The sequence below is a fragment of the Variovorax sp. 10L421 genome (assembly GCF_056395365.1).
In genome coordinates this window covers 299,025-321,800 of sequence record NZ_JBFTJJ010000002.1, presented here as the reverse complement: position 1 = coordinate 321,800, position 22,776 = coordinate 299,025, and the positions used below count along the sequence as shown (strand labels likewise).

17 protein-coding genes and 1 tRNA gene are annotated in these 22,776 nt (G+C 67.3%); 13 read left to right on the top strand and 5 right to left on the bottom strand.

Translation table 11 applies throughout. The annotated features are described in order from the left end of the window. Nucleotides 1-27: 27 nt before the first annotated feature. A complete protein-coding gene (locus AC1DFC_RS05480) occupies nucleotides 28-1,152 on the bottom strand; it encodes a pyridoxal phosphate-dependent aminotransferase (RefSeq protein WP_413335692.1) in 1,125 nt (374 codons plus the stop codon). 103 nt (nucleotides 1,153-1,255) lie between these two features. Between AC1DFC_RS05480 and AC1DFC_RS05475 the strand changes: the two genes are divergently transcribed. After that, on the top strand, nucleotides 1,256-2,719 hold the full coding sequence (locus AC1DFC_RS05475; protein WP_413335694.1) for an aminotransferase-like domain-containing protein: 1,464 nt from the start codon (nucleotides 1,256-1,258) through the stop codon (nucleotides 2,717-2,719). A 30-nt stretch (nucleotides 2,720-2,749) separates the two neighbouring features. Here AC1DFC_RS05475 and AC1DFC_RS05470 read toward each other — a convergent pair whose 3' ends face one another. From AC1DFC_RS05470 to AC1DFC_RS05460, 3 genes are all read right to left on the bottom strand, one after another. After that, the gene (locus AC1DFC_RS05470) at nucleotides 2,750-3,244 is read right to left on the bottom strand and encodes a MarR family winged helix-turn-helix transcriptional regulator (protein ID WP_478178771.1); all 495 of its coding nucleotides are present in this window, start codon (nucleotides 3,242-3,244) and stop codon (nucleotides 2,750-2,752) included. An 86-nt stretch (nucleotides 3,245-3,330) separates the two neighbouring features. Continuing rightward, complete coding sequence (locus AC1DFC_RS05465) at nucleotides 3,331-5,094, bottom strand: tannase/feruloyl esterase family alpha/beta hydrolase (protein ID WP_478178770.1); 1,764 nt, start codon at nucleotides 5,092-5,094, stop codon at nucleotides 3,331-3,333. 496 nt (nucleotides 5,095-5,590) lie between these two features. Beyond that, nucleotides 5,591-9,580, bottom strand: coding sequence for an autotransporter outer membrane beta-barrel domain-containing protein (locus AC1DFC_RS05460; RefSeq protein WP_478178769.1), 3,990 nt, complete (start codon nucleotides 9,578-9,580; stop codon nucleotides 5,591-5,593). Between the two features lie 247 nt (nucleotides 9,581-9,827). On the opposite strand from AC1DFC_RS05460, the gene AC1DFC_RS05455 reads away from it, so the two are divergent. The 4 genes from AC1DFC_RS05455 to AC1DFC_RS05440 all read left to right on the top strand — a co-directional run bounded on the left by AC1DFC_RS05455 (nucleotide 9,828) and on the right by AC1DFC_RS05440 (nucleotide 12,150). Then, nucleotides 9,828-9,901 (top strand) — tRNA-Gly (locus tag AC1DFC_RS05455). Nucleotides 9,902-10,165: 264 nt separating this feature from the next. After that, the gene (locus AC1DFC_RS05450; RefSeq protein WP_007834730.1) at nucleotides 10,166-11,149 is read left to right on the top strand and encodes a JmjC domain-containing protein; all 984 of its coding nucleotides are present in this window, start codon (nucleotides 10,166-10,168) and stop codon (nucleotides 11,147-11,149) included. Between the two features lie 48 nt (nucleotides 11,150-11,197). Next, nucleotides 11,198-11,686: a hypothetical protein gene (locus tag AC1DFC_RS05445; RefSeq protein WP_237726106.1), complete on the top strand. Its 489-nt coding sequence runs from the start codon at nucleotides 11,198-11,200 to the stop codon at nucleotides 11,684-11,686. Between the two features lie 173 nt (nucleotides 11,687-11,859). Then, entirely contained in the window at nucleotides 11,860-12,150 is a 291-nt protein-coding gene (locus AC1DFC_RS05440) for a hypothetical protein (RefSeq protein ID WP_007834733.1), read from the top strand. Between the two features lie 244 nt (nucleotides 12,151-12,394). Here the strand turns inward: AC1DFC_RS05440 and AC1DFC_RS05435 are convergent, their stop codons facing one another. Next, entirely contained in the window at nucleotides 12,395-13,219 is an 825-nt protein-coding gene (locus tag AC1DFC_RS05435) for a ferritin-like domain-containing protein (RefSeq protein WP_413312073.1), read from the bottom strand. 248 nt (nucleotides 13,220-13,467) lie between these two features. Here AC1DFC_RS05435 and alaS point away from each other — a divergent pair, with 248 nt between their 5' ends. The 8 genes from alaS to AC1DFC_RS05395 all read left to right on the top strand — a co-directional run bounded on the left by alaS (nucleotide 13,468) and on the right by AC1DFC_RS05395 (nucleotide 22,774). Continuing rightward, on the top strand, nucleotides 13,468-16,092 hold the full coding sequence (alaS, locus tag AC1DFC_RS05430) for an alanine--tRNA ligase (protein WP_478178768.1): 2,625 nt from the start codon (nucleotides 13,468-13,470) through the stop codon (nucleotides 16,090-16,092). Nucleotides 16,093-16,125: 33 nt separating this feature from the next. After that, entirely contained in the window at nucleotides 16,126-17,142 is a 1,017-nt protein-coding gene (locus AC1DFC_RS05425) for a 2-dehydropantoate 2-reductase (protein ID WP_478178767.1), read from the top strand. Between the two features lie 53 nt (nucleotides 17,143-17,195). Then, nucleotides 17,196-18,455, top strand: coding sequence for a D-amino acid dehydrogenase (locus AC1DFC_RS05420; protein WP_478178766.1), 1,260 nt, complete (start codon nucleotides 17,196-17,198; stop codon nucleotides 18,453-18,455). Between the two features lie 181 nt (nucleotides 18,456-18,636). Beyond that, nucleotides 18,637-19,620 carry a Bug family tripartite tricarboxylate transporter substrate binding protein gene (locus AC1DFC_RS05415; protein ID WP_478178765.1) on the top strand — a complete coding sequence of 328 codons (984 nt, stop codon included), beginning with the start codon at nucleotides 18,637-18,639 and terminating at the stop codon, nucleotides 19,618-19,620. A gap of 12 nt (nucleotides 19,621-19,632) precedes the next feature. Further along, nucleotides 19,633-20,448: an SDR family oxidoreductase gene (locus AC1DFC_RS05410; RefSeq protein ID WP_007834753.1), complete on the top strand. Its 816-nt coding sequence runs from the start codon at nucleotides 19,633-19,635 to the stop codon at nucleotides 20,446-20,448. A 30-nt stretch (nucleotides 20,449-20,478) separates the two neighbouring features. Beyond that, nucleotides 20,479-21,024 carry a cupin domain-containing protein gene (locus AC1DFC_RS05405; protein WP_007834755.1) on the top strand — a complete coding sequence of 182 codons (546 nt, stop codon included), beginning with the start codon at nucleotides 20,479-20,481 and terminating at the stop codon, nucleotides 21,022-21,024. Between the two features lie 11 nt (nucleotides 21,025-21,035). Further along, on the top strand, nucleotides 21,036-21,896 hold the full coding sequence (locus AC1DFC_RS05400; RefSeq protein ID WP_478178764.1) for an alpha/beta fold hydrolase: 861 nt from the start codon (nucleotides 21,036-21,038) through the stop codon (nucleotides 21,894-21,896). A gap of 41 nt (nucleotides 21,897-21,937) precedes the next feature. Beyond that, complete coding sequence (locus AC1DFC_RS05395) at nucleotides 21,938-22,774, top strand: IclR family transcriptional regulator (protein ID WP_007834759.1); 837 nt, start codon at nucleotides 21,938-21,940, stop codon at nucleotides 22,772-22,774. The last annotated feature ends 2 nt before the right edge of the window (nucleotides 22,775-22,776 follow it).

Sequence of the window (22,776 nt, the reverse complement as noted above, 5' to 3'; positions counted from 1 at the left end):
CATGGCGGGCCCCGGCTGAGCAAGACCTCAGGCCGCGGCCCACTCCAGCGCCTGGCCCACGCAGTGCAGCGCGGCGGCGAGCTCGGCGTTGGTCGCCAGGCCGAAGCCGAGGCGGAACACACGGGGCTGGTCGCCGAACCAGGGGCCCGGCGCCAGCCGAACACTGCGTTCATGCAGTGCCGCCTGAAAGCGCTGCAGCGCCGCATCGTCATACACCTGCGGCTTCAGCCGCACGCAGCACAGCGCGCCGGCGTCCGGACGCACCCATTCGATCCGCGCGGCGTGGCGGCCGACCCAGGCCTCGAGCGTCCCCAGGTTGTGCGCGAGATGCCGCCGCCGCGTGCCGACGATGTGCTCCCCTTGCTTCAGAACCGTGGCCGCCAGTGCCTCGTCCAGTGGCGAGCACGAGATCACGGTGTTGAACTTTGCCGTGATCAGCGCTTGCCGCAGCGCCGCGTCGCGCACGATCGCCCAGCCGATGCGCAGCCCCGCGGCGCCATGGCACTTGGAGAGCGATGCCACCGTGACCACCCGAGGCCCCAATGCACTGGCGCTGGGCAAGGTGGAGTGGTCGCCGTAGGCCGCCTCGCGATAGGTCTCGTCGACGATCAGCCAGGCATCGGGCGCATGCGTGCGCATCAGCTCGGCCACTTTGCGCAGCGTCGACGCCGGGATGGCGACACCCGAGGGATTCTGCGGCGAAGCGAGGCTCACGATGCGGGTCTTCGACGAGAGCAGCGCGCGCAGCGCCTCGAGGTCGATCCGGTAGCCGGCGTCGAAGTTCAGCGGCAGCGAGCGCACGGTCGCGCCGACCGCCCCGAGCGTATTGCGCGCGAGCGGAAAGGCCGGTTCGGCGATCACCGCTTCGTCGCCTGGCCCGCAGAGCGTGAAGGCAAGGAGAAACAGCGCATGCATGCCGCCGACCGTGACGACCACATCGTCGGCATCCACGCCATGACGCGCGGCGATCTGCGTGCGCAGCTGCGCACCGCCCGCCGCAGTGCCGTAGCCCAACTGAAGCGCGCCGATCTCTGCCAGGTTGGAGCCGAGCAGTTCGCCGAGCCAGAGGTTCGGTCCCACGCTCTCGGCCAGGTCGTGGCGCGGCGCGCTCGAGACCAGCGAGATGATGTCGTTGTCCGGAAATCGATCCATGGCTTCTCGTACCCGTCTTGTGTAGCTGCCTTCGATGGTGCAAGCTCCAGGTTCAAGATAACAGCCACAGTTTTCTGAAATTGCGACCAGCACAGTTGAAGCCATGACGCTCGAAACACATTCCGCCGGCGGTGCCGATCCGCAGCCCGCCACGCGCTTCCGCTACGAAGAGCTGGCCGATTTCATCGCCGGCCTCGTCGAGAGCGGCACGCTGCCCGCGGGCAGCCGCGCGCCATCGCTGCGCGAGATCAGCGCGCAGCACCGCACCAGCCTGAGCACCGCGGTGCAGGCCTATCGGCTGCTCGAGGACCGCGGCGTGCTCGAGGTGCGGCCGCAGTCGGGCTACTACGTGGCCCGGATACCGACGGCGCTGCCGCTGCCGGCACCCACGCGGCCGCCGCTGCGCCCGACCAAGGTGGCAGTGTCGAACCTCATGCTGCAACTGCTCGAGAACGCATCGAACGAGGCCTACGTGCCGCTGGGCTGCGCCATTCCTAGCGCGCGGATCCTTGCTTCCTCCAAGCTCGACCGCATCCTCGCGCGCACCGCGCGCGTGAAGGGCGCGCAGCTCAACACCTACTCACCGCCGCGCGGCGAACTGTCGCTGCGCATGGAAATCGCGCGCCGTGCCATGCGCTTCGGACAGGCTTTGTCACCTGACGCCATCGCCATCACCTGCGGCTGCACCGAGGCGTTGGCGCTCGCGCTCGACGCGGTCACCGAGCCTGGCGATGCGGTCGCCATCGAATCGCCGACTTACTTCGGCCTGCTGCAGGTGTTGCGCATGCGCGGCCTGCGGGTGGTGGAACTGCCCACCGACGCCGGCACCGGCGTGGTGATCGATTCACTGCGCGACGTGCTTGCCGCGGGCCAGGTGCGCGCCTGCGTGCTGGCTTCGAGCTTCCAGAATCCGCTGGGTTTCACGATGCCGATCGAGAATCGCCGCGAGGTGCTGCGCCTGCTCGCGAAGCACCGCGTGCCGCTGATCGAGGACGACGTCTATGGCGACATCCATTTCGGCGAGGAACGCCCGATTCCCTTCAGCGCGCTCGACCGCCACGACAACACCATCTACTGCGGTTCGTTCTCGAAGACGCTGGCGCCGGGCTATCGCATCGGCTGGATCGTGCCGGGCCGCCACATGGCACGCGTGCTCGAGAGCAAGTTCGCCTCGACGCTGGCCACACCGGTGCTGACGCAGGCTGCGCTTGCGGACTTTCTCTCGAACGGCGACTACGACCGCCACCTGCGCCGCTTGCGGCGCGAGTTCGCCGACACGCTGGAGCGCATGTCGCGCGTGATCGAGCAAGCCTTTCCGCCGGGGACCAGGATCACTCGGCCAGCGGGCAATTTCGTGCTGTGGCTCGAACTTCCCAAGGCGCTCGACACGCGGGCGCTGTTCGCTCAGGCGCTGAAGAAGGGCGTGTGCTTCGCGCCCGGCGTGGTGTTCTCGGCGAGCGGGCGCTATGCCCATTGCATGCGCCTGAGCGGCGGCTACGGCTGGGATGCGCGCATCGAGAAGGGCCTGCGCACGCTGGGCGCGCTCGCGGCGAAGGCAGTGAGCTGAACGAAGAGGCTGCGGCGGGAAACCCGGGGCTCACACCCGCCGGTGCGCAGCCACCCGTTCGAGCAATTCGAACAGCATCCCTCGCTCGCCGGGCGTCAGGTGTGCCAGCAGATCGGCCTCCATCTTCGCCGCGACGGTCTCCGCCTTCTTGACGAGATCGCTGCCCTTGCGCGTGAGGCGTACGTGCGCCGAGCGGCGATCGGTCTCGCTGCGGCTGCGATTCAGCAGGCCGCGTTCTTCGAGCCGATCGAGCGTGATCGTGAGATAAGGCATCGAGACGTACAGCGCACGCGCGAGCTGCTTGGGCGTCACATCGCTGTTCGAGTCGACCAGCACGAGCAGCGAGAACTCGACCCGCCGCAGGTTGAAGGGTTCGCCCACGTGCTTCTCGTAGAGGGTCGACGTGGGGATCGTGGCCTGCACGAGGCTGTAGCCCAGCAGCCGGCGCATGCGCTCGTCTTCCAGTCCGCTGCGGTCGGGATGGCGAGCGGGTTCATGGGAAGAAGGAGGGGGGTGGGCCGTCATGGAGGCGGCCAGTGTAGCGGTCCGGCCGGACCGATCGCACGCGCCTGGCAGGCGGGCGACCGCATCGCGGCCGGCGATGCCCGCCGTCAGTTGGCGCAGACGAACTTGCCGGGATCGTTCTGTTCCAGCAATGCCGCCGGCGCCGAGCCGGTGGTCCCGATGTACTGCGCGTATTGCGGGTAGGGGCACAGGGGCCGCACGCGCGAGCTCACTCCCGCGGGCAGCGTCCAGCCGGCGGTGTCGGGATTGCCGGGCTTCGAGCTCGCGATCAGGCGATCGGGCGCCTTGCCTTTCTCGACCCAGTCGACCATCGCGCTGAATACCGGGAAGGTATCGGTGGCGGGGCCGCCCGAGCAGTGGTTCATGCCGGGCACCGCGAACAGCCGCACGAAGTCCTTCACGGTGCCGTTCGCCGTGTTGCCGGCCAGCGAATCGACCCACTTGGCCGTGTAGTTGAAAGAGAAGACCGGGTCGCTGGTGCCGTGATAAAGAATCAGCTTGCCGCCCTTGCCCTTGAGCTTGGACATGTCGGTCGAGTGCGTGCCCATGAAGCTGTAGGCCGACTCGGTGTAGATTCCGTCGGTGGCCTTGATCTTCGGCGCGTCGGCATCCCAGTCGAAGCGCAGCTGGAACTGCACCAGCGAGTTGCCGGTCGCCAGGCCCTGTGTGGGCGGGGTGGTGAAGATCAGCGGACCCGCGCCGCCGCCGAGGGTGGCGTTGATCGCATCGTTCGCGCCGCTCGTGCGGTAGCCGAATCCGGTCTTCCAGATCTGCCATCCGAAGGCGCCGATGCCTGCGTCCCAGGGCCAGTCCGAGTAGAGCGCGTCGCCGGCGCTGTTTTTCACGCCGCCCATTACCTTCTGCATGGCCGTGACCTGGGCCGGAACGAGGCAGCCCGGCGCGCCTGGTGCGCCCGGCGCGCCGCAGGCCAGGGTGCTGACATCGAAGGTGCAGGAGCGCTTGTTGATCATGCCGTCGACCAGCCCGTCGTCGGCATCGCATTTCGCCAGTACCGCTTGCTGCAGGGCCGCCCATTGCGCGGGCTGGAAGGCCGCATTCATCAGGGGGGTCGCGTTCGAGGCGCCGGGGCCCGTGGTTTCCAGGAAGCCCTGCGCTTGCGCCGCAGCCGCGAACTGCTGCGTGTCCCAGGCCTCGGCGAGCCAGGCCTTCGGAAGATCCGAGCCGGGGTCTCCGGCGACCACGCCGTCGAACTCGTCGCCGAAGCGCTGCGAAACCATCATCGCTTCGCGTCCGCCTTCGGAGCAGCCCATGAAATAGGCGTAGTCCTGCTTCTTGGCGTAGTAGCGCGCGACCAGCTGATTGGCGAGCTGCTTGGTCTGGCCGATCGCGTTGTAGCCGAAATCCACGCGTGCCACGGGGTCGAGTCCGAAGGAGGCCGTGCCCGCGTTGTTCGGATCGTTGTTGGTCGCGTTGCTGTGGCCGCTGTCGTTCGAGACGGTGGCATAGCCCGACAGCAGCGGCTGGACGGTTTCACCGTTGCTGATGGCGCCCGTGGTGTCCGGCACCGAGCCATCGGAGCCGCCGCCGCCGCTCATGAACATGCGGCCGTTCCACCGCGTCGGCAGGTTGATCTGGAACGCGATTGCATAGGTCGACATCGCGTCGGTCTGGCCCGCGGCCTGGAGGCCCTTGCGGCCGCCGTTGATGGTGCCGGCCACCGCGCAGTAGCTTTGCGGGTTGCCGCTCGCGTCGGCCGCAGTGGTCTTCGCGATCTTGGTCGAAGTGATGCTCACGGTGCGTCCCGCGGCCGAGAGCTCGGCCGCCAGTGCCGCGACCGCTGCACAGCCGCCGGCCTCGTCGGGCGTGTTGAGCAGCGCGGGCTGGGCCACGGGTGCCGGCGCGGGCGACGGCGGGGGCGCAGACGGGGGTGAAGTGGGCGCGGGGGCTGGTGTCGGCAACAGGGTGAATGCGGAAGCCGCCCTGTCGCTCCCTCCGCATCCGCTTGCGGCGGCCRCCGCGACGACACAGGCCAGCAGCGGCCTCCGGATTGGGGAACCCATTCGATTGTCTCCAGTTGTTAACTAGTTTTCGAGCCCGCACTGCCCGATCCCCCTCGTGAAACCGGAGGAAACGAGTCGTTCGAACGGGAGAATAGTTAACTTGATTAATCAAATGATCGGGACTTACCCGAGGCCCCATGCAGCGGGCTGAAGCTCGCGCTCGTGCTATTGGTGCTGGCTAGACATCAGTGTCGGGCTCTCCCAGGTTCTGGTGCTGGCCGTCGCGGGCTTCCATGTTCTGAGCGGCCGCGTTTGGGCATTCGGTCCTCCGGGGGCGGGCAGGGTAGGGCCTCCGGATTTGACCGTCACCGCAACTGCAACTTCATCACCACTTCACGCGCACGCCAACCGAGCCATTGACCGAGCTCTTGACCCTGGCGTTGCCGCCGCTCGCCCAGAGCTTGCCGACTTCTCCGTAGAGGCTCGTCGACGCGCCCAGGGTCAGCGTGAAGCCGCCCGCGAGCTCGGTGCTCGCGCCGCCGGTGGGCACCGAGATGTCAGTCGTGATTGCTCCGTTCACGAAGCGCGCGATGTCCGCGCCGCTGGAGCTCCTGTAGACGTTGAAGCGGCCGTACGGCTGCAGCATGCCGATGCCGGTGTCGACCTGGCCCTTCACCCGCACACCCGCGCGGGCGATCCAGCCGCTGTCGGCCTGCGGCTGGACGACGGCGCCGACAATGGCGGAGTTGTTCAGATCCATGTGCTGGTGGATCAGCTGCAACTGGGGCTCGATGCTCCAGCCGCTGCCACCGAGCGCAAAGGCTTGCCCCACCTCGATCGAGCCCAGCAGGCTGTTGCCCTTGCCGCCGACGCCCTGGCCCAGCAGCGGCTCGACCGTGTAGCGGTGGCGGCCCGACTGCAGCACCGCATCGGCATAGAACCCGCTGTCACCGGTGTAGGTGCCGTACACGCCCACATACTGGCTGCGAAGGTCGTTGCGGCCCACGGCCAGGTTCTGGATACCGCTGGCGAAGCCCCGCACGCGGGCGTCGCCGTCGAGTTGGCCGACGTAGATGCCTGCGCGCCAGTTCGGCGCGGCCAGCAGGTCGGTGCCGGCCTGGAAGCCCGTGAGCCGGCCCTTGCCGGTGGGGGAGACGGCGCCACCTTGCTGGACGTCGATGTCGGCGGAGAGCACGCGCGCCCAGGCGTGGCGATCCGAGCCGCTCGGCATCGCCGCGCTGCCCTTGACGTCGTCGTCCCCCACGCGTTTGCGTAGGTCGCCCAGCATCGCAAGATTGCCCTGGCGCAGTTGGCTCGGCAGCGCCGCGTAGAGCGAGGCTTCCGATCGGTAGGTGATCACCGGCGCAGCGGGCGCCGCCGGTGGGACCGCATTGATGCTTGATCGCAGGAACCAGTTCTCCCCCGCGCCCTTGGCATCGGCTGCGTAGAGGCGGTACTCGTACGCACCTGCATCGACATGGCCGCCGGCCAGCGAGAACGCGTCCTTGGTGGTCTGGGCCGTCGTGGTGGCGCCGTTCAGTGCGGAAATCACTTCGATGCCATTGCCGCTGGTCAGTGCGCCCAGTCCACCGAGATTGGTGATCTGCACACTGGTCTTTCCACTGGCCACCGCTGCGGCGCCGTCGAAGATCAGGCGGTCCGACGAGCCCGAGTTGCCGAGAGCCGTCCCTAGCCTCAGCACACCGTTGTTGCCGACGTAGGCGCCGTTGAGGGTCAGCGTCGTGCCCGCGGCCGCCCCGACCAGCGAGACGGTGCCGCTGTTGCTCAGCGAAGCCACGGTCTGGTTGAAGCCTGCAAGATCCAGCGTCGCGCCCGAAGCCACGCTGTACGCGGAGCTTGCACTGAAGGTGTTGGCGGCGCCGGCCTTCAGCGTGCCCTGCGCCACATTGGTGGCGCCGGTATAGGTGTTGGCGCCTGAGAGCGTCAGCGTGCCCGTGCCTTGCTTCGTGATGAAGCCGCCGCCGCTGATCGCGCCGCTCAGCGTTTCATTGAAGCTGCCGGTGTCGATGACCGGATCGTTGTTGCCTGTCAGTTGGATCGTGTTGGCAACCGTCAACCCATCGGCGCTGAAACCCAGCGTGGTGTCGTCGTCCATCGCCAGCGCGCCGGTGCCTAGCGCCTGGTTGTGGCCGAGGTTCAGGCGCCCTTGACGCAGCGCGGTGCCGCCCGTGTAGGTATTGGCGCCCGAAAGCGTCAGTGTGCCGGTGCCGATCTTGACCAGCGAGCCGCCGGTGCCCGAGATCACGCCCGAGACTTCGGTGTTGGCGTTCAGCCCGCCCGTGGTCAGTGCCTTGGCGCCGAGAATCACGTCGCCCATGCCCGACAGCGCGCCGATGGAGATTCCCGCTGTGGTCAGCGAGCTGATGCGCAGGCGCCCGCCAGCGTTGTTGACCACCGTGGCTTGGCCGGCGCTCGCGCGGTCGAAGATGTCAATCAGCCCGCCGCTTTCGTTGACGAAGGTCGCCTGGCCCGCGCTGGCGTCGTCCAGCAGGTTGATCTGGCCGCCCGAGAAGTTGGTGATGCGCGCGTTGCCGGCCGTCGCGTTGAACCAGATGTTGGTCAGCCCACCGTGGTTCTCGATGACGGCGTTGCCCGCGGTGGCGTTGTCGCGAAACTCGGCGGCCGCGCCGTTGTTCATGACCAGACGGGCATTGCCTGCCGACGTGGTGCCGCCGAAGCGGACGAAGCCGGCATTGCCGGTGGCGCCGCGCTCGGCGGCGGTAATGGTCAGTCCGCTCGCGTCTGCGTTGCCGCTGAAGAGCAGCGAGGCATTGGCCGCCACCGAGACAGGACCGCTGCCCAGCGCGCCGGTCGCGGCTGCATTGAGGCTGCCCGCCTCCACGGCCGTCCCGCCGACGTAGTTGTTGGCCGCACTGAGCACCAGCGTGCCGGCGCCGGTCTTGTGCAGGCTGCCCGGACCGGAGAGCGTGCCGTTGAGGGTCAGCGTACGCACCAGATCGACTTCGAAGGTCGCACCGCCCGCTCCGAGGGTGATGCTGCGCGTGGCGGTGGTCGTGCCGGTGGAGCGCAACGTACCGGCGTCGAGCGTGAGCCTGCCGGACGAGTCGCCGAGCGCGCCGTCGTCGGCGATGGCGAGCGTGCCTCCGAGCACCGTCCAGGGCGTCAGCCCGGTGGTGGTGCCGGTCAGTGTCCAGGTGTTGGCGCCTGTCTTCTCGTAGCGCTCGAAGCCGCGATAGGTCGCGGCGCCGAGCGAAGTGGTGCCGTCGGTCGCCACGCCCGAGAGGCGCAGCACGTTCCCGGTGCCGATTGCCGACAGGGTCCCATTGATCACCGAGCCGTTCTGCAGCTCGACCGAGTTGTCGTTGCCGGTGACGCGAACCGCGTCGCCGCGCGTGACGCCGTCGCCGCCCATGCCGCCTATCAGGGTGCCGCTGTTGACGATGCTGTTCGCATTGCCGCGGATGCGCAGGCCTGCGCCTCCGATGCCGTTGGCGGCACTGCTGCCGCCGGCACCGCCCGCGCCCCCCACCAGTGCCCCGGTATTGAGCACCGAGTTGCCGCTGGACTCCATCGCCAGGCCGGCGCCGCCCTCGCCGCCGCCGCCCACCATGCCGCCGATGGTCGCCACGCCGCCATTCCCTCCGCTCCCGCCAGTGGCCGTGCCGGTGTTGGTGACGGTGGCGCCCCCACCTTGCAGCACGATGCCGTCTCCGCCGCCGCCGCCACCGCCGGCCCATTGGCCGATGCCGCCGTTGCCGCCATTGCCGCCGACGATGGCCTGGCTCGCATTGCTGACTACCGCATTGGCGGCGACACCCTGAAGGCCCGCGCCACCACCGCCGCCGCCGCCGGCCAGTCGCCCGCTGCCACCATCGCCGCCACTGCCCCCCAGGAGCGTGGTGGCGCCCGTCACGGTGATGGAGGTGCCAGAGGTGTACACGGCGGCACCACCGCCGCCGCCGCCGCCCGCCCCATAGATCGGATCGGGATCGGGAACGCCGGTGCTTCCCGACGATCCGCCGACGGAGCCCGTGACGCTGGTCGCGCCCACCGCTCCCCCGACTCCGCCGGCACCAGCCGCTCCGTTACCGCCGGCTCCGCCACTGCCTCCCGATGGAGACGATCCGTTGCTGGTGGGGTACATGCCGATGTTGCCGCCGCCGCCGCCACTGCCATTTCCAGCACCGCCCCGGCCGCCAGTACCCCCGCCCGCGACGAATGCAGTACCGCCGCTGGCCTGCGCCCAGGCGCCTGCCGGCAGGCCAGCCAAGGCCAGCCAGCACACGGCGGCAGCGACCGAAGAAGCGCGCCGCCCGCACCGATGCGAAACCTCCGAAACGGCGACCCAGGCGCCGAGCGCAGCGTTCCAGATGCTGCGGTACACAGTGTTCATGTCCCAACCTCTCCTAACGATGGATATGCAACCAAAACAGGCTGAATGTAACTAAACGTGCGGGAGGGGAGAGTACTGTTTTCGTCGGCGCTCAAACATCACCGGAACGGGTGATAGCCAAATCACTGACGCAGGGCAGCTGAGTTGCCGATTGCAGTGTTCGTTCGTACTCATTTGCTCCAGAAGATCGGAGTGGACAACCACCCTCGGGCTGCACTCAGGAGTGCCAGTAGAATCCGTGCCTGCCGCGGGTGTAGTTCAATGGCAGAACGGCAGCTTCCCAAGCTTCATACGAGGGTTCGATTCCCTTCACCCGCTCCATGCCTGCTACGCAGGCCATGTCATCGCCGCAGCGAACGCACCTACTCGCCGGGTACAGGCGGTATGTATTTCCCAGCCTGCTCAAGGCTCGCGCGCTCAACAACCTCCTCGCTGCCATAGGGACTTTCCCGACAAGCCTCCCGTTGTCAGGTGGAGGTCAGGTATTCGATCCAGCATTGAAATAGAAAGTACTACTTTCGCTCGCAGGCCTTGCCCGAGCCTCGGTTCGGCGGCAGGGGCCCAAAAAGCGATCTGGAGGGTGCGATGCGCGTGACCAACTTGAATTGGGCCGGGACTTCGGAACCGACGTTTCGCGTGTGGCCGGATGACCCTGGCGGCTTCTCCACCCAGAGGATCACGCCGATGCACCACAACTTTCACGAGCATCCCCTGTTTCAGGTGCCCGAACTCGTGAAGCTCGGGATGGAACTCTCGAAGCTGGACCAATGCAGGTTCATGAACCCGAACAGGACGGTCGCGTCCACGCTTGCGCACGACAGCCGGCATCCTGACGGGCGCAGCATCGAGGAATTCTTCCAGCGCATGGAGGAGCCGGGTTCGTCGGTTTCCTTCTACAACATCGAAGTCATTCCCCGCTATCAGGCTCTGCTGATGTCGGTGGTGAATTCGATGCGCGCTCTCGTCGAACGTGAGCAGCCGGACATCTTCAGGGTGAACGGATTCGTCTTCTTCTCTGCGCCGCCGTCCGTCACGCCCTTTCACATCGACCGAGAGAACAACTTCTGGCTGCAGTTGCATGGGCACAAGACCCTCAACGTCTGGGATCACCGCGATCGCACCATCGTGCCGGCCGATGCCGTGGAGGACTTCATCGTCACGCAGTCGCTCAAGAAAGTGCGTTTCGACGAAGCGTTCCTGCCGCGCGGGCTGGAGTTCAATGCGCAGCCAGGGGATGCCATCTATTTCCCGAGCACCTCGCCCCACATGACGAGATCCAAGGTCGACGGGGCTGGCCCAGGCGATCGCCTGTCGATTTCGATCGGGGTGACCTTCTACACCGCTGCCACGCGCGAGGTTGCCCGCATCCATCAGGTGAACCGGCTGATGCGCAAGTGCGGCCTGTCCCCCTCGTATCCGAGGGAATCGCCCACCGCGGACGCAGTCAAATCGGCCCTCGGCGGCATGGTCGGTGCAGGGCGCGCCAGGCTCGGCGCCGCGCGCGCCCGGCTCATCAGCATGACGACGGCGCGACGTTTCAAGCACACGCCGCCGCCCGGCTCCTACTGAAGAACGTGCCTGCGCCGGGCCGCTCCCTCCCGCTCGAACTGTGGTGGCATGTCCTTCGATGCCCACCCCACCGAGGAGGAGGCTGGCACCATATCGAGCATGAAATTCAAACCCACCAGGCTGGCTGTCCATCTGCTCCTCGCCGCGGCAGCCGGGTCGTGCGCCGCTGGAACGATCGTGTGCGCGCCGGCTTCGAGCAGCGCAGGGCCGGCTCCCTGGATCCGCAGGATCTCGATCGACGAGCACTCTCGCACCGTCAACATGGACGTTGTTCGCCAGAGGACGAAAGACGCGGACACCATGGGCAAGATGAGGGCCGAGCTGCTGAGCATGGACGAGACCCAGGGGGGCGAGCCGGTCTACGTGTTCAACGCCATTCCCGCCGCGAGTGACGAAGTTACGCACCTCTTCAAGCTGTTCAAGGCAGGGGAGTGGCGCCTGATACGTGCCGGGGTGACGTTCGTCGGCAAGGTGCCGGCACTGCGAACGATCGAGACAAGCACGGTCCTGGATTGCAAGCGGTCGGACTTGGGGTAGCTTCGTCGCCATCGGATCAAACAAAGAACGGACAACCTGCCACGGGCATGGAGCAGGGGCGGAAATGCCGCAACAAAAGCAGGTAACCCGAAGGTAGGCGTGTTCCGACAGACTTGAAGGCTGGCGCGGAGGAACATGACTTCCCACCGCACCCTCGCGGAAAGGAGCGTGAAATGACGTTCGACTTCTTGTTTCGCCCGACTCACACCGCGTATCTCCGGCGCGCGGCGGCACTTTTGGAAGAGGCGCAGATGGCGCGCATCGAGCATCAGGCTGCGGCAGAGCATCACAGCGCCCTCGCCAGGATGTACGCCGAACGCGTCAGGCGTCTCGAGAACGAGCTCTATCGCCAGCCGCAGAATGTGGCGCACGGAATGCCCGCCGAAGGTGCCGCCGCCGACGAGCGGCCGCAGTTGTATTCGCTGGACGGAACCCGCAAACCCGGGCTGACTTCGGCGACCTGAGCCAGGGGGCGGCCTCTGGGCCGTGCGTGGGGCGAGTCCAAAAAAATACCCGCCGAAGCGGGTACGAATAGCCCATGGAGGGGCGCTCTGGGCACTGACCGAGAGCTCTTCTTTTATGGGCCCTGTTGCGTGACAGCATCGGTATCGTCGATGCCCCCCTGGGGTCCGGGTGTCAGTCGGAAATAGGCAGTTGCCGTAGGACACTCATAAAAACGTGAACTATTTGGCAATATTTTTCCGGCCATCAGCGCAGGAACACGTGCCGCATGAACTGCATGATCGGGTACTGGATGACCGTCTGCACCTTTGCCGGTAGTTCCAGCGGCCGCATCAGCATCTTGAGCGTGTGGCCGGGGCTCAGGTTGGTGCGGATGGTGCTGTTCATGTCCGCGCTCAGTTGCTGCACGTAGGCCGTGTCGGTGGCGCGGCCGGGCGAGCGCGTCTTCACCACGTGGCGGATCGCGCAGTCGGCGTCTTCGCTCTTGAGTTCGAGCGTGCGGCGGCCGATGGTGCCCATCACGCGCAGGCGGCCCAGCTTTTCCTGCTCGCGGTAGCGGCGGAAGAAGCGGTAGAAGTGCTTGTAGTGGTTGACCTCGTCGGTCGCGATGCGGGTCGCCAGGTCCCGCAGCACGGGTTCGTCGGTGCAGCGCGCCATGGCGCGGTAGTAGGTGGCGGTGCCGGTCTCGACCACGCAGCGGGCGGTCATTTCGAGAGCGCGGGTCGGGGCCAGCAACTCGACCTTGCAATAGGTCGCGTATTCCTCCAGGAAGCCCTGATAGGCGACATCCCATTCGAACTCCGGCCAGACGTGGCGGACATATGCGCGCAGGGCCCTGCCGTGCTGCAGTTCCTCGAGTTCCCAGTGGTTCGACAACCAGTCGGTGACCTCGTCGTCGCCCCGGAAAAAATCGACCAGGTTGTGTGTGTAGAGGTCCGAGCCGCTCTCGACGAAGGAGGCGGAGGTCACCAGGTAGAAGAGATTTTCGTCCGGGCGTACCTTGTCGAGCGCGATGCGCGAGAAATCCAGGTCTTCGATCTTCCAGTGCTGATCCGCCTCTTGGCTTGCCATTCGAGCTCCTTGATCTTGTGTCCGTACAAGTACGGATGGCGCCGGCCGTATTTGGTTCTCTTCTTTTGCGCCAAGTCACATATTAGCCGTGGCCTCCGGATCGTGCAGCTTGCGAGGCGGCGCGGGCGCATGGCCAAACCTATAATCGTTTGTTCAAGCAAATCAAGCAGTTAGGCCGGTTCGCCGCAGTGGGTTCGACATGAGGGTCGCCATCGCCGCGCCGCCCTCGACAGAAGACGAATCCAAAGATGAGCCAGCCCACATTCACGGTCGCGGACATCCGCAAGACCTTTCTCGATTTCTTCGCCTCCAAGGGCCATACGGTGGTGGCCTCGAGCTCGCTGGTGCCGGGCAACGACCCGACCCTCATGTTCACCAACTCGGGCATGGTCCAGTTCAAGGACGTGTTCCTGGGCGAAGACAAGCGCAACTACGTGCGCGCCGCTTCGGTCCAGGCCTGCCTGCGCGCCGGCGGCAAGCACAACGACCTCGAGAACGTGGGCTATACCGCGCGCCACCACACCTTCTTCGAGATGCTGGGCAACTGGAGCTTCGGCGACTACTTCAAGCGCGAATCGCTCAAGTGGGCCTTCGAGCTGCTGACCGAGGTCTACAAGCTGCCGGCCGAGAAGCTCTGGGCCACCGTCTACATCGAAGACGACGAGGCCTACGACATCTGGACCAAGGAAATCGGCCTGCCGCCCGAGCGTGTGGTGCGCATCGGCGACAACAAGGGCGGCCGCTACATGTCCGACAACTTCTGGATGATGGCCGACACCGGCCCGTGCGGCCCGTGCTCCGAGATCTTCTTCGACCACGGCCCCGAGATCCCCGGCGGCCCGCCCGGCTCGCCCGACGAAGACGGCGACCGCTACATCGAGATCTGGAACAACGTGTTCATGCAGTTCGACATGCAGCCCGACGGCTCGGTCAAGAAACTGCCCGCACCCTGCGTCGACACCGGCATGGGCCTGGAACGGCTGGCCGCGATCCTGCAGCACGTGCACAGCAACTACGAGATCGACATCTTCGACGCGCTCATCAAGGCGGCCGGCCGCGAGACCGGCACGCAGGACCTCGCGAACAACTCGCTCAAGGTGATTGCCGACCACATCCGCGCCACCTCGTTCCTGGTGGCCGACGGCGTGATCCCGTCGAACGAAGGCCGCGGCTACGTGCAGCGCCGCATCATTCGCCGTGCCATTCGCCACGGCTACAAGCTGGGCCAGAAGAAGCCCTTCTTCCACAAGCTGGTGCCCGACCTCGTGAAGCTCATGGGCGATGCGTACCCCAAGCTGGTGGCCGATGAGAAGCGCATCACCGATACGTTGAAGGCCGAGGAAGAGCGCTTCTTCGAGACGCTGGCCAACGGCATGGAAATCCTCGACGCGGCGCTGGCCGGTGGTGCCAAGGTGCTGCCGGGCGAAGTCGCCTTCAAGCTGCACGACACCTATGGCTTCCCGCTCGACCTGTCGGCCGACGTGTGCCGCGAGCGTGGCGTGAGCGTCGACGAGGCCGGCTTCAACGCCGCCATGGAAAAGCAGAAGGCTGCGGGCCGCGCCGCCGGCAAGTTCAAGATGGACCGCAACGTCGAATACGCCGGTGCGGGCAACACCTTCACCGGCTACGACCACCTCGAAGAAAACGCCAAGGTCGTGGCGCTGTACTTCGAAGGCGCTGCCGTTCAGGAACTGAAGGAAGGCCAACCCGGCATCGTGGTGCTCGACACCACGCCTTTCTATTCCGAGAGCGGCGGCCAGGTCGGCGACCAGGGCGTGCTCGTTGCCGAAGGCGTGCAGTTCGGCGTGGAAGACACGCAGAAGATCAAGGCCGATGTGTTCGGCCATCACGGCACCCAGACGCAGGGCACGCTCAAGGTCGGCGACACGGTCAAGGCCGCGGTCGACACCGCCCGCCGCGCCGCCACCATGCGCAACCACAGCGTCACCCACCTGATGCACAAGGCCCTGCGCGAAGTGCTGGGCGGCCACGTTCAGCAGAAGGGCTCGCTGGTCGATGACGACAAAACGCGCTTCGACTTCGCGCACAACGCGCCCGTCTCGCACGACCAGATCGTCGAGATCGAGAAGCGCGTCAACGCCGAGATCCTCGCCAACGCGCCGACCCAGGCCCGCGTGATGGACATGGAGTCGGCCCAGAAAACCGGCGCCATGATGCTGTTCGGCGAGAAGTACGGCGAGACCGTGCGCGTGCTCGACATCGGTACGAGCCGCGAACTCTGTGGCGGCACCCACGTGGGCCGCACGGGCGACATCGGCCTCTTCAAGATCGTCAGCGAAGGCGGCGTGGCCGCCGGCGTGCGGCGCATCGAGGCCGTTACGGGTGCCAACGCGCTCACCTACCTGCAGGACCTCGAATCGACCGTGCACAGCGTGGCCGCCACGCTCAAGTCGCCGGCCGCCGAGCTGCAGGGCCGGCTCACGCAGGTGCTGGAGCAGGTGAGGGCGCTCGAACGCGAAGTGGGGGCGCTCAAGGGCAAGCTCGCGTCGTCGAAGGGCGACGAGCTCGTCTCGCAGGCCGTGGACGTCAACGGCATCAAGGTGCTCGCGGCCAAGCTCGACGGCGCCGACGCCAAGACGCTGCGCGACACCATGGACAAGCTCAAGGACAAGCTCAAGACCGCCGCCATCGTGCTGGCCGCCGTCGACGGTGACAAGGTGCAGATCGCGGCCGGCGTCACGGCCGACAGCGTGGGCAAGGTCAAGGCCGGCGAGTTGGTCAACTTCGTGGCCCAGCAGGTCGGCGGCAAGGGCGGCGGCAAGGCCGACATGGCCATGGCCGGCGGCACCAACGCGGCGGGCCTTGCGGCCGCGCTGCAGTCGGTGCAGGCCTGGGTTGCGGAACGCGCCTGACCATCCACCCGTCTCGACCCGCACAAGCACTTCATGCCAGACGCAATCCCCGGTGAAGTGCTCGTGATGGGGGCGGGCACCATCGGGTGCTTCATCGGCGGCAGCCTTGCAGCGGCCGGCGTGCCCGTCACTTTCGTCGGACGTCCGCGCATGCTGGACAAGCTCGCGGCGCATGGCCTGACGCTCACCGACATCGACGGGGCGACGCGCAGGCTGCCTGCCGAGAAATTGCGGCTGTGCGACCAGGTCCCGGTGGGTGCGCGGCCTTCGCTGGTGCTGCTGTGCGTGAAGAGCGGCGCCACTGCCGCGGCGGCCGGCGAGCTGGCTTTTGCATTGCCCGCGGGCACTACGGTGGTCTCGCTGCAGAACGGCATCTCCAATTCCGCGGCCGCATCGCAGACTGGCCCCTCGCTGAATGTGCGGGCCGGCATGGTGCCGTACAACGTGGCCGAGATCGGCCCCGGCGCCTTCCATCGCGGCACCGCTGGCCGGCTGGCCGCGGAAGACGATGCGGCGCTGCGACCCTGGCTGCCCGTGTTCGAGCGCGCCGGCGTGCCGCTCGACCTGTATGCCGACCTGCTGCCCGTGCAGTGGGGCAAGCTGATGCTCAACCTCAACAATTCGGTCAACGCGCTCTCGGGCCTGCCGCTGCGCGAAGAGCTGATGCTGCGCGGCTATCGCCGCTGCTTCGCGTCGCTGATCGAGGAGGCGTTGGACATCCTCAAGGTCGCGGGCATTGCACCGGCGCAGGTCGCTGCCGTTCCGGCGCACCGGCTGGTCAACCTGCTGCGCCTGCCCGACTGGCTGTTTCGCATCGTTGCGGCGCGCATGCTGCGCATCGATGCCAAGGCCCGCTCCAGCATGGCCGACGATTTGGCGCTGGGCCGCCGCACCGAGATCGACTCGCTCAGCGGCGAGGTCGTGCGCCTCGCGCAGGAGCACGGCCTGAGCGCGCCGCGCAATGCGCGCATGGTCTCGCTGCTCGAGGCCTGGCCGCAGAGCCCCAAGCGCTGGACGGCACGGCAATTGCAGGATGCGCTCGGCCTGTAGCGCTTAGCCTGTACCCTCGGCTGCGTTGCAGCAGCTTTCAAAGGGTTGTTCTCATGCAGGTCCTGATTCTCGGCAGCGGTGTCATTGGCACCTCGATGGCTTACTACCTGGCGCGTGCCGGGCACGAGGTGACGGTGTTGGAGCGCCAGCCGGCGCCCGCGCTCGAAACCAGCTTCGGCAACGCGGGCGAAGTCTCGCCCGGCTACTCGGCGCCGTGGGCCGGGCCAGGCGTGCCGGTCAAGGCCATCAAGTGGATGCTGATGCAGCACAGCCCGCTGGTCATCAAGCCGATGCTCGATCCGGCCATGTGGCGCTGGGGCCTTGCGATGCTGCGCAACTGCACGCAGGCGCGCTACGAGGTCAACAAGGGCCGCATGGTGCGGCTCGCCGAGTACAGCCGCGATTGCCTGAAGGCCCTGCGCGCCGACACCGGCATCGCCTACGACGAGCGCATGCAGGGCACGCTGCAGTTGTTCCGCACGCAGCACCAACTCGACGGCACCTCGAAAGACGTCGAAGTGCTCAAGGCCTCCGGCGTGCCCTACCAGGTGCTCGACCGTGAAGGCTGCGTGCAGTACGAGCCCGCGCTTGCATCGGTGAAGGACAAGTTCGTGGGCGGCCTGCGCCTGCCCGGCGACGAGACCGGCGATTGCTTCAAGTTCACGCAGGCACTCGCCAAGCTGGCGGAAGCCGAGGGTGTGAAGTTCAGGTTCGGCGTGAACATCCAGGCCCTCGAGCACGATGCAGTCAAGGGCGTGACGGCTGTGCGCACCGATGCCGGCAGCTTCACCGCCGAGCGCTACGTGGTCGCGCTCGGCAGCTACTCGCCCGCGCTGGTCAGGCCGCTGGGCATTCGCTTGCCGGTGTATCCGGTCAAGGGCTTCTCGATCACCGTGCCCATCTCCGATGCCGGCGGCGCGCCCGAGTCGACGGTGATGGACGAGACCTTCAAGGTGGCCGTCACGCGGCTTGGCAACCGCATCCGCGTGGGCGGCACCGCGCAGCTCTCGGGCTTCGACCTGCGCCTGGACGCGCGTCGGCGTGACACGCTCGAACACGTCGTGACCGACCTGTTCCCCAGGGGCGGCAACGTGCGCGACGCCTCCTTCTGGACCGGCCTGCGCCCCATGACGCCCGACGGCACGCCGGTGATCGGCGCCACCCGCATTCCCAACCTGATGCTGAGCACCGGCCACGGCACCCTTGGCTGGACCATGGCGGCCGGCACCGGCCGCGTGATGGCCGACCTGATCGCGGGCAGGGCGCCCGAGATCGACATGGGAGGTCTCACCGTGGCGCGCTACGGCGGCTGAAGCGGCAACCGCGCTTTCCAATCCCGCAGGGCGGCCCGCAAAGGCCGCCCTGTTTTCGTTGTGTCACAGAGATCAGGGTTTGTACTTAGTCATGAAGTTGTCTTCCTCGGTATTCTTCGTGGCGTTCCATTAATAAATCGTTGTTTCTTTAGTGAAACAAAACCACGATCCAAAGAACCCGATGAAACACACACGCCGCCATGCCTTTGCCGCTGCCATTTCCCTGGCGGCCGCTTGCGCCACCGGACTCGCCTGGGCAGACAGCTACCCGAGCAAGCCGATCACCCTGGTCGTTGCCTATCCGGCCGGTGGCGACACCGACGCATTGGCGCGGCTTTTCGCCGAAAAGCTGTCGACGCGCGTCGGCCAGCCCGTGGTGATCGACAACCGCCCCGGCGCCAGCGGCATCATCGGCAGCGCCTACGTGTCCAAGGCCGCGCCCGACGGGTACACGCTGCTGCTAGCGCCCAGCACCTTCTCGATCGCGCAGCTGGTGCTGAAGACAAACGGCTCCGCGGGCTACGACGTGCTGAACGGCTTCACGCCGATCGTGCAGACGGGCAGCCAGCCGCTGTTTCTCGTGGCCGCCGGCAGCAGCGGCTTCGCGAGCGTGAAGGATGCGGTGGCCGCTGCGAAGGACGGCAAGTCGCTGAGCTATGCGAGCCCGGGCAGCGGCTCGCCGATGCACATCCTCGGCGAGATGTTCGCCCGCACCTCGGGCGCGAGCCTCTCGCACGTGCCCTACAAGGGCGTGGCACCCGCCATCAACGATGTGCTCGGCGGCCACGTGCCGGTCACCTTCATCACGCTGGGCCCGGTGGCGCCGTACATCCCCAACGGCAAGCTGCGCCCGCTGGCAGTGGCCTCGGCCCAGCGCTCGCCGCTCGCGCCCAACGTGCCGACGCTGGCGGAGATGGGCTACAAGGACGTCGAGGTCACGGCCTGGAACGGCCTGTGGGGCCCGCGCAACCTGCCGCCCGAGATCGCGAAGATGCTCAACGGCCACTTCAACGAGATCCTCAGGATGCCCGACATTGCAGCACGCATGGCGGTGCTCGGCACCACGCCCGTGGGCGGCGAGGCCGGCGTGCTCGGCAAGACCAACGCCGCCGACTACACGCGCTTCGGCAAGGTCATCAAGGAGCTCGGCATCCAGGCCGACTGAACCACGCATCCCATGTCCGAACTCAAAGCCATTCCCGATCCTTCGAGCCTGCAGGCACTGCTGGCCGAACTGCCCGCCAACCTGCTGGCGGGTCGCCGCATCCTCGTGACCGGCGGCGCGCGCGGCCTCGGGCTTGCCTTCGCGCAGTGCATCGCCGCGGCAGGCGCGAGCGTGGTGCTGGCCGACATCCTGGGCGAGCTGGCCGACACCGAAGCGCAGGCGCTGCGCAAAGCGGGCCGCATCGCCCACGCGCTGCCGGTCGACCTGTCGAATCCGGGCTCCATCGTGGCCTGCGCCACCGAAGCTGTTCGACTGCTCGGCGGCCTCGACGGCCTCGTGAACAACGCCGCCATCACCAACTCGGGCGGGCGCGACGCACACCAGCTCGAGATCGACATGTGGGACCGCGTGATGGACGTCAACGTGCGAGGCAGCTGGCTCATGGGCCGCGCCTGCCGGCCCGCACTGGCCGAAAGCGGCCGCGGCGCCATCGTCAACCTCGCGTCCGACACCGCGCTGTGGGGCGCGCCCAACCTGCTGGCCTATGCGTCGAGCAAGGGCGCCGTCATTGCCATGACCCGTTCGCTGGCACGCGAATGGGGCGGCGACAACATCACCGTCAACGCCGTGGCGCCCGGCCTCACGCTGGTCGAGGCGACCGAGTACGTGCCGATGGCGCGCCACCAGAAATACCTCGAAGGCCGCGCCATCCCGCGCGAGCAGCAGGCCGCCGACGTGTGCGGCGCGACCCTGTTCCTGCTCTCCGGCCTCTCGCGCTTCGTGACCGGCCAACTGCTTGCCGTCAACGGCGGCTTTGCGATGCACTGAACGAATTTTTCCGACCAAGGAGTACACCTGATGAGCGATCTGTCCGAACAGCAAAAGATCACCGATGGCAACAGCAGCCTGGCGCAGCCCGAAGGCGCGAGCCTCGCGGAGTGGATGAACACCCGCATCGCACGCTACGAAACCCGCAAGTACGACTGGGATGCGCTGAAGTTCCAGGCCGACTTCGACCCCAAGTTCCGCCGCGCCCAGATGCGCTACGTGGGCACGGGCGGCACCGGCGTTGCGAAGGACGTCAACACCGTGCCCGCCGAGCACTTCACCTTCTCGACCATGGTGATCCCCGCCGGCCACGAAGGACCGCCGCACCTGCACACCGACGTGGAAGAAGTGTTCTTCCTGATCCGCGGCAAGCTCAAGGTGGTGATCGAGAAAGACGGCGAGCGCTTCGAGACCATCATGACCGACCGCGACCTGATCTCGGTGCCGCCCGGCGTGTACCGCGAGGAGATCAACATCGGCGACGAAGACGCGCTGATGTGCGTGATGCTCGGCGCGAAGAAGCCGGTCACGCCGACGTACCCTGCCGATCACCCGCTGGCCAAGATCAAGCGCTGAGCGAGCCGGCCATGAACGACGCCATCGCTTCCGACCTGCCGACCTTGCCGGCCTCCGAGCTGGCCCGGCTCGACGCCCGCTTTCCGGCCCGCCATGTGGGCGTGGGCGGCGGTGCCGTCGTGTCGGTGCGCGAATGCGGTCAGGGCCCGGTGGCCGTGTGCCTGCACGGCATCGGCTCGGGTGCGGCGTCGTGGCTCGACACCGCTGCGCTGCTGGCGTCGCAGGCCCGCCTGATCGCGTGGGACGCGCCGGGCTACGGCGAATCGACGCCGCTCGAAGCCACCGCACCGACTGCCGCCGACTACGCGGCGCGGCTGAGCGCCTTGCTGGACGCACTCGCCATCGATTCGTGCGTACTCGTCGGCCATTCGCTGGGCGCAATCACCGCCGCATCGGCCGCACGCGGCGACAAGCGCATCCGCCGCCTCGTGCTCGTCAGCCCCGCCATCGGCTACGGCGCGCCGTCCCGCGCGGAAGCCCGCGCCAAGGTCCGCACCGAACGCCTCGCCACACTCGACGAACTCGGCATCGCCGGCATGGCCGCGAAGCGTGCGGGCCGGCTCGTGTCCGACAAGGCGAGCGACCACGCCCGCCGGTGGGTGCGCTGGAACATGGCCCGCCTCAACGACCATGGCTACCGCCAGGCCGTCGAGCTGCTGTGCAACGCCGACCTGCTGGCCGACCTGCCGCCGCCGATGCCGGTGCGCGTGGCCTGCGGCGCGCTCGACGTGGTCACGCCGCCGGCGTCGTGCGCCGAGGTCGCGCGCCAGTGCGGCGTGACGCTCGAATTGTTGGACGATGCGGGGCACGCCGGCTATGTGGAGCAACCGCAGGCCGTTGCCACGCTGCTGCGCGAATCGCTCGCCGGTTGACCGCAATACACACAGACAAGAAATTCAAGGAAAGAACAGGCATGGCCACCAACGACAACGAAGCGATGGAAGAGGGCGCCGACCGCTACAACGTGCCGGCGCTGGAGCGCGGCCTGCGCCTGCTGTGCGAGTTCAGCCGCGAGAGCCGCACGCTCTCCGCCCCCGAACTGGCCCGCCGCTTCGACCTGCCGCGCTCGACCGTGTTCCGCCTGCTCACCACGCTGGAGAACATGGGCTTTCTGGAACGCGCCGAGGGCGGGCGCGACTATCGCCTGGGCCTGGCCGTGCTGCGCCTGGGCTTCGAATACCTCGCGTCGCTGGAACTCACGCAACTCGGCACGCCGCTGCTCAACCGCCTGTGCGACGAACTGCGCACGCCCTGCAACCTGGTGGTGCGCGACGGCCGCTCCATCGTCTACGTGGCCAAGGTCGCGCCGCCTACGCCTTTCGCCAGCTCGGTGACGGTGGGCACGCGGCTGCCGGCCCATGCCACGGTGCTCGGCCGCATCCTGCTCGAAGACCTCACGCTGCCGCAGCTGCGCGCGCTCTACCCCGAGGACAAGCTCGAAACCTTCTCGCCGAGCACGCCCAAGACCGTGAACGAACTCTTCGACATGGTGCAGGCCGACCGCCAGCGCGGCTATGTGCTGGGCGAGGGCTTCTTCGAATCGAACATCTCCAGCATCGCCGCGCCGGTGCGCGACCACAGCGGCCACATCGTGGCGGCGCTGGGAGCCACCGTCACCTCGGACCACATCGACGAGAGCCGCATGGACGAGATGGTGCTGCGCGTGCGCGGCACGGCCGACGAGATCTCGGGCCTGCTGAACTATTCGCCCGCGCGCGCTGCAAAAGTGGTGCCGCTTCGCAGCGCATGACG